The organism is Pseudoalteromonas sp. A601, assembly GCF_002165575.1.
In the GTDB taxonomy this organism is placed as follows: Bacteria; Pseudomonadota; Gammaproteobacteria; order Enterobacterales; family Alteromonadaceae; genus Pseudoalteromonas.
The window spans coordinates 1-12155 of record NZ_MXQF01000058.1; the positions used below are offsets into that span (position 1 = coordinate 1).

The following is a 12155-nucleotide window of genomic DNA, read 5'->3' on the forward strand; positions in this document are numbered from 1 at the left end:
AATGATTGCACTTAATACTTGAATTCAAGTAAAAATAAAAGCGCTCAATCTATGAATAAAACAATACAACATATTGTGGTGTTAGGCGGCGGCTCAGCAGGCTGGCTAAGTGCAGGGCTACTTGCCGCTGAGCACCCAGATAAAAAAATCACATTAATTGAATCCGCTAACATCGCTATTTCAGGTGTTGGTGAAGGTACTTGGCCATCTATGCGCAATACCTTAAAGCGGATTGGTATTAAGGAAGTCGACTTTTTACGTCACTGTGATGCATCGTTTAAGCAAGGCTCTAAATTTATTAACTGGCGTAATTTAACGGCGGGTGAAAACTACTACCACCCCTTTATGACGCCCTCAGGCTATTTAGACACTGACTTACACGCCTATTGGCAGCAACATGCTGCAAGCCAAAAGTATGCAGATGCTGTTAATATGCAAAGCTTTGTTTGCCAAGCCGCTTTAGCTCCAAAACAGCTCAATACCCCCGAGTACGCTGCGGTTACTAATTATGGCTATCATCTTGATGCAGGAAAGTTTGCCACATTTTTAAACCAGCATTGTGTCAATAATCTTGGGGTTGAGCACATTATTGATGATGTAACTTCTGTGCACAATGACCTTGATGGCTATATTGAATACTTACAAACATCTCATCATGGCAACCTATGTGCTGACTTATTTATTGATTGCTCAGGGAGTCATGCTCGTTTGATTGGCGAGCACTACAACACACCATTAATGACTCAAGATCATATATTATTTAATAACAGCGCTATTGCAGCGCACCTTCCTTATACAAAGCAACAACAAGATATCGCTTCAGCGACCTTATCAACAGCGCAGCAATTTGGTTGGATATGGGATATAGGCTTACCCAGTCGCCGAGGCATTGGTTATACCTATAGCAGTCAGTATTGTGATGAACAAACCGCAATCGACACTTTAAAGCAATATGCTGCCAAATCTATAGGTCATGATGCAGCAGCTCAATTGCAAACCCGCACTTTACACTTTACCCCAGGCTATCGAGCACAGTTTTGGGTTAAAAACTGCCTTGCGATTGGTATGTCACAAGGGTTTATAGAACCCCTTGAAGCATCAGCACTTGCTATGGTGGAGCTGTCACTGAATATGCTAAGCGAACAAATGCCACAGAGCCGAGAACATATGGCATTATTAGCTACACGCTTTAATAGCCGCTTTAACTATCGATGGCAACGTGTAATCGACTTTTTAAAATTACACTATGTATTAAGCGAACGAAATGACAGCCCATATTGGCAAGATATTAAAGCACCTAGTAGTGCACCTACGCGTTTAAAAGAGCTGCTGAACCTGTGGCAATATCAAACGCCGAGTCGGTTTGATTTAATTGAAAACGAGGAGGTTTTCCCTTCTGCCAGTTACCAGTACGTGCTTTATGGTATGGGGTTTAAAACACAAATAGCTAACAGCAACAACGCATTTAACAATCCTGAAGTTGGGCAGTATTTCTATCAGCACAACCGTAAAAAAATAGCCAAGTATTTGCATGGCCTGCCCTCAAACCGCGCTCTATTAAATCAATTATTAAGTAACAAGGCTGACACATGACGCACAATAAACAAATAAAAAATGTGGTGATCGCAGGCGGCGGAACCGCCGGTTGGATGGCAGGCGCAGCATTGTGCAAACTGTTGGGTAAAAATATCACAGTAACGCTAATTGAATCAGATGAGATTGCCACTGTGGGTGTTGGCGAAGCTACAATACCGCCTATACGCACATTTCATAAGTTATTAGGGATCAATGAGCAGGCCTTCATGAAAGCCACCCAAGCGAGTTTTAAACTGGGGATCAGTTTTGAAAACTGGGGCCAAAAAGAAACCGATTATATCCACTCATTTGGTATGACAGGTAAAGAATGTTGGGCCGGCGAATTCCATCATTTTTGGCTCCATAGTTTATCACTTGGCTTAGAATCTGAGTTTGGCCAATACTGCTATGAACTCCAAGCAGCTAAACAAGGTAAATTTGCTTTTAATCAACAAAACCCTATCAACTATGCCTTTCATATGGATGCCACTCGCTATGCGTTATTTTTACGCGACTTTTCTGAAGGTTTGGGTGTAAAGCGCCTCGAAGGAAAGATAACCAGTGTCAATAAATCTCCCCATAATGGATATATTGAAAGCGTATCTCTTGAGGGTGACAGTACTATCACTGGAGACTTCTTTATTGATTGTACTGGTTTTAAAGGCCTATTAATCGAGCAAGCCCTGCATACAGGCTACGAGGATTGGTCTCATTTACTACCTTGCGACAGTGCAATTGCCGTGCAAACTAAAGCCATCAGTAACGATATTCTCCCTTACACGCGGGCTATTGCCCATGATGCTGGCTGGCAATGGCAAATCCCTTTGCAACAACGGGTCGGCAATGGTCTAGTGTATTGCAGCCGCTACCTCGCCGATGCTGATGCCAAGCAATTATTGCTAAATAATATCCAAGGTGAAACCTTAACTGAGCCCAAGGTTATAAAATTCAAAACCGGCCGTCGACGTAAAGGTTGGAATAAAAACTGCCTCGCGCTTGGTTTAGCGAGTGGCTTTGTTGAACCTCTTGAATCCACCAGTATTCATTTAATTATGTCTGGCATTATTCGCTTTATGCGGTTATTTCCATTTAATGGCATTACAGAGCAAGCCATAAATGAATACAACAAGCAGCTTAAAAGTGAGATCGAAAATATTCGCGATTTCATCGTGCTGCATTATAAAGTCACTGATCGAACTGACAGTGAGTTTTGGCAACACTGCCAGAGTATGGAAGTGCCAGACACGCTTGCCCATAAAATTAGCTTATTTAAACAAACAGGTCGGGTATTTTTAGATGATGGTGATATTTTCAGAGTCGATTCGTGGGTGCAAGTGATGTTGGGACAAGGGATAATGCCAAAACAACATCATTTGATTGCAAGTTTAATGAGTGACGATGAATTAACCCGCTTTTTAAATAGCATTAAACAACAAATTAGCCAACGAGTATCACAACTTCCCTCACACCAAGCCTTTTTACAACAATATTGCCCTGCTGAATAACCGCTAAAAAAGCCCTTTAATTGCTTAAAGGGCTTTGGACAACACAACAAAATATCAACCAACTAACATATTAACTGAGTTGGTATACTTAGCATTTAATTCCCTGGGCAGGTCATCATGGCATCTGTAGCGCTGTGGGGCACATAATTAACATTCGCGATGGAAATAGCCGCATCAGCGTCTGTTTGTAAAGAGAAAGGGCTCGTTACTCTGGCAAAATCAAGCCCTTTTTCGGCAAAACAATTTAGATCAATAGTAAGAGTTTGCCAGCTGTTTAACTCTGCGCTCTGCAGTTGATTACTAATATCAACACGCGCGCCGCAGCCATGCTCACAGGTCATGGCAATATAAAACGCAGAACTTGGTAACTGGCTGATTTTGTATTCAAAACTTAGCGCTGAGTTGGCCTCAACATAAGCGACCTTATCTTCCGTAAAGTTACTGTTGATTTCAGCTGTCGCTAAACCTGAACCTGTAAATACAAATGACATCGCATCTTCTTGAATATCTTTATCTTCTGTTCGGTATTCAACCCCAGCAAACTTCACACTATTACTTGTCACTTGCTGTTGTTGGTCTGCTGATTTTATAAATAATCGCCATGGATTAATCATTGCACCATTAAAAATGGCTAGGGGTGCTAAATTATCAATACTCACACCTGAATCTTCATTTAAGTCATCAGCCAGCGTATTGCCATCACCATAACTTAAGCCAAAGCCATACGGCAGTAATGGTGAATAGTCATCATCGCCTCTATTGACTGTCGTTTGCAGCGGTGTATTTGGCCATGAAAACGATAACTTACCTTTAAAATCATGCTGTATACCACCTTCAGCGTTTGTAAGCAGCACATCAGCAATACCTTCTCCTTGCGTACCAGGCAACCAAGCCGCAACAAAGGCATCTGATGCATTTAATTCAGCATTAACCCACATTGGGCGGCCAGATATAAATACTGACACAACAGGGATACCCTGTGATTTAAGTTGCTTTAATAACGCCAATGACTTTTTATTATTGCGTTCAAATTCTAGGTTGTCTCTATCGCCATGCCCTTCTGCATAAGGCTCTTCGCCAAAGACAACAATTGCCACGTCTGGTTTTTTATCGTATTCACCTTGCGCACTTAGTGTTGCCGTACCACCAGCAGCGGTTATTTGCGCCTCTAAGCCAGCGTAAATTGATGTCGCACCGGGAAAATCCGCATTTTCATTATTGGTGCCTTGCCACGTAATACTCCAACCACCTGACTGTTTACCAATGTTGTCTGCACCATCACCCGCCACTAAAACATGTGAATTGGCAGAAAGCGGTAAAATATTGTTTTTATTTTTCAGTAATACCAATGATTCTCGTACTGCTTGGCGAGCAATATCACGGTGCGCTTGCGCACCAATCAACTGCGTTTTACCCGAAAATTGACGTTTCGCGGGACTTGGTTTTTCAAATAAACCCGCTCTGAGTTTCACTCTTAAAATACGAGAAACGGCATCATCAATACGATTCATGGCTATCTCACCCGATTTAACCTGTGCAATTGTATTTTCGTACAAAGGTTTCCAAGCATCTGTTGGCACCATAAAGATATCAAGCCCAGCATTCACCGCTTGCGGGCAGCTTTCATTGCCACAACCTGCCACTTGTCCATGACCGTTCCAGTCACCTACAACAAAGCCATCAAAGCCCATTTTTGTTTTCAGTACATCCGTGAGCAGGTATTTATTACCGTGATTTTTCTTGCCGTGCCAGCTATTAAACGATGCCATCACCGATTGACTACCAGCGCTCAAACCACCTACATAGCCTTGCGCATGGATATCAAATAACACCTTTTCAGAGTCAATATTATTACCCTGATCATCGCCAGTCACAGTGCCGCCATCACCTAAAAAGTGTTTTACTGTACTCACAACGCGACTATCACTTAAAAAGTCGCCATCAGCATGGCCTTGTAAACCATTTACGATAGCTGCAGCATACTCACGAACAATTTCAGGATCTTCAGAATACCCTTCATAGGTGCGGCCCCACCTGTCATCACGTACCACGGCTACGGTTGGCGCAAACACCCAATCAATGCCTGTTACCATTACTTCAATAGCGGTTGCTGCAGCAATTTTTTCAATTAGATCAGGATTATTTGCAGCGCCTAATCCTATATTGTGAGGGAACAACGTGGCACCAATAACATTATTATGCCCGTGTACGGCATCAGTGCCCCACATCGTAGGGATCGCGCTGCCATCTAACGAATCATCCACCGATGCTTGATACATTGCCTCAGCAAGGGCTATCCAATCTTGTGGTGTTGCGTGTTTATTCGCATTAGGAAACGATCCCCCGCCATTCAAATATGAACCAAAGCCATATTTACGCATATCTTCTACGCTAATATCACGGATTTCAGGTTGAATCATTTGTGCTACTTTTTGTTCAAGTGTCATCGATTCAAGGTAATCTTTGATTTTCGCTTCAAGTTTAGGATCTTGCTTGACTGAATACTCAAGCTTGGGCCATATATCTAGATTATTCGTGGGCGCTTCAACCTGCTGTGAAGATTGAGTCGTCTCGGTTTGTTTATCAATATCATCTTTTGCGCAGCCTGTAAGAATCGCCAAGCTTGTTAATAAGCTAAGCGCAGGCAACTTAGTTGTGTGTAAGTGTTTTATCATTTTTGTCTCTACCCTATGTCACTTGTTGTTTATAAAACGAGGGCTGACCCATTTATTCACCCCAGTGTGGTTTTACTCTTAGCATTTCAGCAAGTATTTATTGTTATCTAAATTTAACTATTGACCTGCCAAGAAATAGTCACTAACCTGAATATGGAAGCGCTTCCCTAAATCACATTAAATACCATAGCAGAGCATTAATCAAATTAATTGTGGAAGCGCTTTCACAAAATGACAAATTTGAATTAAAGAAATACGTTTATCGACCGTATCAGCAAGCAGAGGTTTTCTATTAATGAAACAACTATCATTACCCGCTAACTCACCGCTTCTTAGCAAAGAGTTTACTTTTGGTGTTGCCACAGCATCATTTCAAATTGAGGGCGGTGCAGACGACCGACTTCCATGCATTTGGGATACCTTTTGCGCAACACCTGGTAAAATTGCCGATAATTCCGACGGGCTTGTTGCTTGCGATCACTATAATAATTGGCCTAATGACATCGCACTAATCGACTCATTAGGCGTAGATGCCTATCGTTTATCAATATCTTGGCCTAGGGTAATGACAGCGGATGGTCACTTAAATCCGGTAGGCGTTAAATTTTATACCGATATTTTAGATGAGCTTAAACGTAGAAACATTAAAGCATTTGTTACGCTCTACCATTGGGATTTACCACAATACCTAGAAGATGATGGAGGGTGGTTAAATCGCAACACAGCTTATGAATATGCAAAATACGCCGATTTAATCAGTACGGCCTTTGGCGAGCGTGTTCACTCATACGCAACATTAAACGAACCGTTTTGTAGCTCATACCTAGGTTACGAAATTGGAGTACATGCGCCAGGTATTGTGGGTCGTGAATATGGTCGCAAAGCGGCGCATCACTTATTATTAGGCCATGGTTTAGCGATGCAAGTACTGGCCAAAAATTGTCCTAACGCTTTAAATGGCATCGTGCTTAATTTTACTCCTTGCTACCCAGTGAGTCAGTCTGATGCGGATTTACAAGCCACAGCCTTTGCTGATGATTACATAAACCAATGGTATATGCGCCCTGTGATGGAAGGTAAATACCCTGACATAATCAATCAACTCCCTCCTGAGCAGCGCCCTGACATTCAGCCAGGAGATATGGAAATTATCGCTCAGCCTTTAGATTATTTAGGGGTTAATTTTTATACCCGTTTGCATTACCAAGCAAGTGACACTGATTTTTATCATGAGCTACCCCATCAAGGCCCATTAACTGATATCGGTTGGGAAATTTACCCGCAAGCATTAACGGACTTACTAGTCTCATTAAATGAAAAATATACCTTGCCGCCTATTTATATTACCGAGAATGGTGCAGCTATGGCTGATACGATACAAAACGGTGAGGTGAACGATGCAGATCGGATAAATTACTATCAAGGCCATCTCAATGCGCTGCATAATGCAACCGAGCAAGGTGTGGTTGTCGACGGTTATTTTGCTTGGAGCCTAATGGACAATTTTGAATGGGCTGAAGGCTACTTAAAACGTTTTGGTATTGTTTACGTTGATTATCAAACTCAACAACGTACAGTAAAAGCCAGTGGTCTTGCGTATAGTAAATTAATTACTAGCAGATAACCCCTTTTATCAAGCGGCCTGAATTTTTCACAAACTAGGCCGCCAATTTAAACAACAATAAGAAACACACACAGTGAATAAAATCCCTTTATATGAAAAAATAGGCTATGCCATGGGCGATGCCGGCGCTAACTTAGTCTGGCGTGGTGCACTTGCCTATCTTGCCGTATTTTATACCGACACCTTTGGTATCTCAGCCGCCGCAGCTGCTATGTTATTTTTGGTAGTAAGACTCTCTGATGGTGTTACCGATATAATTATGGGTATGATTGCAGATCGCACCCACACCCGCTTTGGTAAGTTTAGACCATGGATTTTATGGTCAGCCCCATTTTTAAGCTTGTTTATGGTGCTGTGCTTTACCACACCTGACTTTAGTGAAACAAATAAGCTTATTTATGCCTACGTCACTTATATTGGTCTAACACTAGCATATACTGTAAGCAATGTGCCCTACTCAGCCTTAATGGGGGTCATGACTCCTGATGATACTGAGCGCACTAAGCTCTCGAGCTTCCGCTTTGCTGGCGCTTTTGCCGGTGGCTTGTTAGTAATGGGCTTCTTGCCTGAGTTAGTTGCTTATTTTGGTGCTGGCGATAATGCCAAAGGCTACCAATTCACCATGTATTTATTCGCCGCACTACTCATTGCACTCATGGTAATCACCTTTGTCTCAACCAAAGAGCGAGTGATCCCCCACTCATCAAACGAAGGCAGTTTGAAAACAGAGTTAAAAGATCTGACTAAAAACCTCCCCTTTATTATTTTACCCCTGCTTGCAACCACCCTATTTTTTTATTATCGCGATATATACAGTGGCCTATTTTTCGTTATTGTTATGGCTGCAATGACTTATGTGATCAAAAAATTACTTAACAAAACGCAATCAAGCTTAACTGGCACACAGCAAGACATGGTTGACTTACTCACCAATAAACCTTGGTTAATATTACTCGGTATCGGCTTTTTAACCATGATGTTCAACGGCATCAAATACGGTGTGATTGCCTATTACTTTAAGTACCAAGTGGCGGATGAACTTATGGCGGGGCAATATTTTGTCGCCTTATTAGTGGTGTCTATTTTTGGTGCACTTGCTACAGGTAAGCTTGCTGAACTGCTTGGTAAGCGTAATTTGTTTATTATTTCGCTGGTATTAAGTGGGTTGTTAACAACCGCATTTTATTGGGTGCCCAGTGATAATATTGTTGCAATATTTACCTTTGGTTGTGCCGCGGAGTTTTTTGCAGCCATGATGCCCACACTGTTTTTCAGTATGCTAGGTGACTCAGCCGATTACTCTGAATGGAAAAACCACCGCCGCGCTACTGGGCTAATTTATTCAGCAGGTACATTTGTACAAAAAACCGGTGGTGGTTTTGCCGGCGCATTAGTGCTTGTTGTGTTAGCAGGTTATGGCTATAACGGAATGGATGAATCAACTATCAGCCAATCATTACCAGGTATGCAATTATTAATGAGTTGGATCCCCGCTGCATTTGCTTTTTTAGGTGCCGCCTTGATGTTAATTTACCCGCTTACTTCAGTAATGACACAAAAAATTACAGAAGACTTGGCAATTCGGCGCGGTAATGTGTAAATTACGGGACACACACAATACTGCTTTATAAAGCATTATATAAAACAACGCATTAGAGTTAGGAAAACAATGGCGACAATTTATCAGGTATCAGAGCTTGCAGGCGTATCCCTGTCCACTGTGTCCAGAGTTATGAACAATAATGACTATGTTAGTAAAAAGACCAAAAAAAAAGTAATGGAAGCAATGCAAGAGCTTGGTTATCAACCAAGCTCGATTGCCCGTTCACTCGCCTCAAGTAGAACCAGCAGCGTTGGCATTTTAGTCTCAGAGCTTGACGGTCCCTTTTTCGGCCAGATGATGTCAGCGATTGAAGAACAACTTCGCGCTGCAGGTAAGCACGTCATTATTACGCCCGGACACAGTGACGAAAGCAAAGAAAAAAGTGGTTTTGAGTTTTTAATCAGTCGTAATTGTGACGCCATTATTGCCCATGTTGAAGCGGTATCAAACGAGTATTTAATTGGGCTTAGTAAAGGTAAAACCCCAATCTACTTAATGAGTCGTTACGTCGAAGAAATCAAAGATAACTGCATCAGTTTAGACAATGAAATGGGTGGTTACCTTGCGACTAAAACAATGATCACTAAAGGTCATACTAACATTGCCTATATCGCTGGACCACAATTCAAACCCGATGCATCAGACCGTTTTAAAGGCCATAAGCGAGCACTCGCTGAGTTTGATTTAACTTTTAACGAAAACTTATTTTACATCGGTGATTTTAAAGAAACCGGTGGTAATGATGGTTTGAAGCACTTTATTGATAATAAAGCCACATTTACTGCTTTAGTCTGCGCTAATGATGAAATGGCTTCTGGTGCAATGAAGTATGCTCGCGAACACGGGTTTAATCTCCCTAGAGACTTAGCCATTATGGGTTACGATAACGTGATATTCACCAATTACTTATACCCAACATTAACCACTATCAACAACCCAGTGCCAGAGATGGGGAAAATGGCTGCTAATTTAGTATTGAAAGATATATACAAGCACACAGGTATAACAATAAATCACGTGTTCCAACCTAATTTAATACTTAGAGATTCAACACCAAGCATTAAATAGTAATAAATTAATTGAGTTTAAGTTCGTTTAACTCATTGCACACCCAACGAGCATCAAGGTATTGCTCTAAGTGATTTTGCGCAAATTGTAAAAAACTACGTGCTGCATGAGATATATGACGGTCAGTACGCACAACAAAGTACCAATGGCTCGCAAGCTGTGTATCTTTTACTTTTAGAACTTTAAAGCCATGCTCCCCTTGCGGCAATACGTGACGAGAAAGCACCCCAACTCCCATCCCTGACGAAACCGCAACACGTATTGCTTCATTACTGGCCATTTGAACACTGTTGCTGAGCACGAACCCTCTCGTTTGCAACTCACTTTCAAATAACATGCGGGTCGCTGATCCTGGTTCACGTAATAAGAAACGGTACCTCGTAAGTTGATCTAAACTAATATCTGTAGCATTTACTAAGGGGTGATCAAAGGGCACAATAAACTCAAGCGGGTTTTGTAAAAACCGCGCCGCTTGAGCATGTTCAAGTGATGGTGGGTGGCTGAATACATAAATATCATCTTCCCCTCGTTCAAATCGAGCAAGCACTTCAGCTCTATTACCAATCTCTAGTGGCAATTCAACGTGAGGATGCAAGTTACTATAAGGGCCCAGTAGTTTAGGCAAAATATATTGTGCCGTATTCACCATGGCGATTTTACAGCGCCCTCGTTCACCGCCTCGAAGTTCAGTTAAAAAATCTTTATAATCATCAAACTGACCAAAAACTTGCTGACACGTTTTAAACAGTTCAAGGCCGGCCTCGGTTACGACTAACTTTTGTTGCTGCATAAGAACTAATGGTTCACCAACAGCTTCTTGCAACCGTTTCATTTGTAGTGACACCGTAGGCTGAGTTAAATGCAGACTGCGAGCGGTTTCACTAATAGAGCCCGTTTTTACTACACTCATAAATACTTCTAGCAGCCGAAAAGAAATATGTCTTAAATCCATCGTTATCTAAACACCTCTAGTATTAATTGGCACATAGATAATAATCTATAACTAATTACCAATCATTTTATTATATACAATGCATGATTTTATCTACAATAGCGAGACTTTAAATTAAAAGGGGAAAGGTGTGCCTGATATTGTTGTAATGTTTTTTGTTTTGGGTTTAGTTGCGGGGGTTTTACGTTCTGATCTTGTTATTCCAAAAGCAACTTACGACACCTTAAGTTTGCTATTAATGCTGACCATCGGCTTAAAAGGCGGCATGGTATTACACGGTAATTTAAGCTGGCAGTTGCTACCAGAAATGGGCTCAGTAATGTTGTTGGGAGCACTTATTCCGCTGATGCTCTACCCCGTTTTAAAATACCTTATTAGACTTTCTGTCGCTAATAGCGCAAGTATTGCAGCCCATTACGGCTCGGTCAGCGCGGGGACATTTGCGGTAGCACTGGCCTATGCAGAATCATCACAGTTAGTGGTTGGTGCCGAAGTAACGCTTTATTTAGTAATGCTGGAGTTGCCTGCCATTATTGTCGGCCTATTGCTATACCGACGACTTGATAACGAAAACAGCGGAGCACACACGCTGCCATTAAATGCACTTTGGCATGAAACTCTTACCAATAAAAGCATTATCCTTTTAGTGGGAGGCGTGATCATCGGCATGCTGTACGGCACGCAGCAAGGTAGCCAAGTCACCAGCCTATTAACCAGCAGCTTTAAGGTTGTGTTGGCTTTATTTTTATTAGAAATGGGCTTAACAGCGGCCAAAACACTGCGCCCTATTCCATGGCACCACTGGCGTGTTGCTTTATTCGCGTTAATTTCACCACTGTTTTTAGGTGTCATCGGTGTGACAGTTGGAACAATGTTAAATCTTGAGCTAGGCTCTGTGGTTGTATTAGCAAGTTTAGTGGCGAGTGCCTCCTATATTGCTGCCCCTGCGGCTATCAAAGCCGCGATCCCTAAAGCAGACATCGGCCTTGCTATGCTTAGCTCTTTAGGAATAACCTTTGCCTTTAACGTCACCATCGGAATTGGCCTGTATCACCAACTAGCCGTTGCAATGCAATAAAATACATTCTAAACGCAAAAAACCACGTCGTAGTAACTAACGTGGTTTTTAAAATGCTCTAGATTGTATTAATCA

General features: G+C 41.9%; 8 protein-coding genes. 6 read left to right on the plus strand and 2 right to left on the minus strand.

Features of this window, described 5'->3' with window-relative positions; translation table 11 throughout:
• Positions 1 to 51 precede the first annotated feature (51 nt).
• Together B5G52_RS21290 and B5G52_RS21295 are read left to right on the plus strand one after the other, a co-directional pair.
• The gene (locus tag B5G52_RS21290) at positions 52 to 1593 is read left to right on the plus strand and encodes a tryptophan halogenase family protein (RefSeq protein ID WP_087534647.1); all 1542 of its coding nucleotides are present in this window, start codon (positions 52 to 54) and stop codon (positions 1591 to 1593) included.
• Complete coding sequence (locus B5G52_RS21295; RefSeq protein ID WP_087534648.1) at positions 1590 to 3080, plus strand: tryptophan halogenase family protein; 1491 nt, start codon at positions 1590 to 1592, stop codon at positions 3078 to 3080. Before B5G52_RS21290 ends, B5G52_RS21295 begins: the two co-directional genes overlap by 4 nt.
• Before the next feature lie 95 nt (positions 3081 to 3175).
• Here the strand turns inward: B5G52_RS21295 and B5G52_RS21300 are convergent, their stop codons facing one another.
• Complete coding sequence (locus B5G52_RS21300; protein ID WP_087534649.1) at positions 3176 to 5755, minus strand: exo 1,3/1,4-beta-D-glucan glucohydrolase; 2580 nt, start codon at positions 5753 to 5755, stop codon at positions 3176 to 3178.
• A gap of 295 nt (positions 5756 to 6050) precedes the next feature.
• On the opposite strand from B5G52_RS21300, the gene B5G52_RS21305 reads away from it, so the two are divergent.
• From B5G52_RS21305 to B5G52_RS21315, 3 genes are all read left to right on the plus strand, one after another.
• The gene (locus B5G52_RS21305; RefSeq protein WP_087534650.1) at positions 6051 to 7379 is read left to right on the plus strand and encodes a GH1 family beta-glucosidase; all 1329 of its coding nucleotides are present in this window, start codon (positions 6051 to 6053) and stop codon (positions 7377 to 7379) included.
• Positions 7380 to 7452: 73 nt separating this feature from the next.
• Positions 7453 to 8979, plus strand: a complete 1527-nt coding sequence (locus B5G52_RS21310) for an MFS transporter (RefSeq protein WP_087534651.1) — start codon at positions 7453 to 7455, stop codon at positions 8977 to 8979.
• Between the two features lie 69 nt (positions 8980 to 9048).
• Positions 9049 to 10050 (plus strand): LacI family DNA-binding transcriptional regulator, encoded by a 1002-nt coding sequence (locus B5G52_RS21315; protein WP_087534652.1) that lies wholly within the window; start codon positions 9049 to 9051, stop codon positions 10048 to 10050.
• Positions 10051 to 10057: 7 nt separating this feature from the next.
• Here the strand turns inward: B5G52_RS21315 and B5G52_RS21320 are convergent, their stop codons facing one another.
• Entirely contained in the window at positions 10058 to 11002 is a 945-nt protein-coding gene (locus B5G52_RS21320; RefSeq protein WP_087534653.1) for a LysR family transcriptional regulator, read from the minus strand.
• Positions 11003 to 11132: 130 nt separating this feature from the next.
• Here B5G52_RS21320 and B5G52_RS21325 point away from each other — a divergent pair, with 130 nt between their 5' ends.
• The gene (locus tag B5G52_RS21325; RefSeq protein ID WP_087534654.1) at positions 11133 to 12080 is read left to right on the plus strand and encodes a sodium-dependent bicarbonate transport family permease; all 948 of its coding nucleotides are present in this window, start codon (positions 11133 to 11135) and stop codon (positions 12078 to 12080) included.
• Positions 12081 to 12155 lie beyond the last annotated feature (75 nt).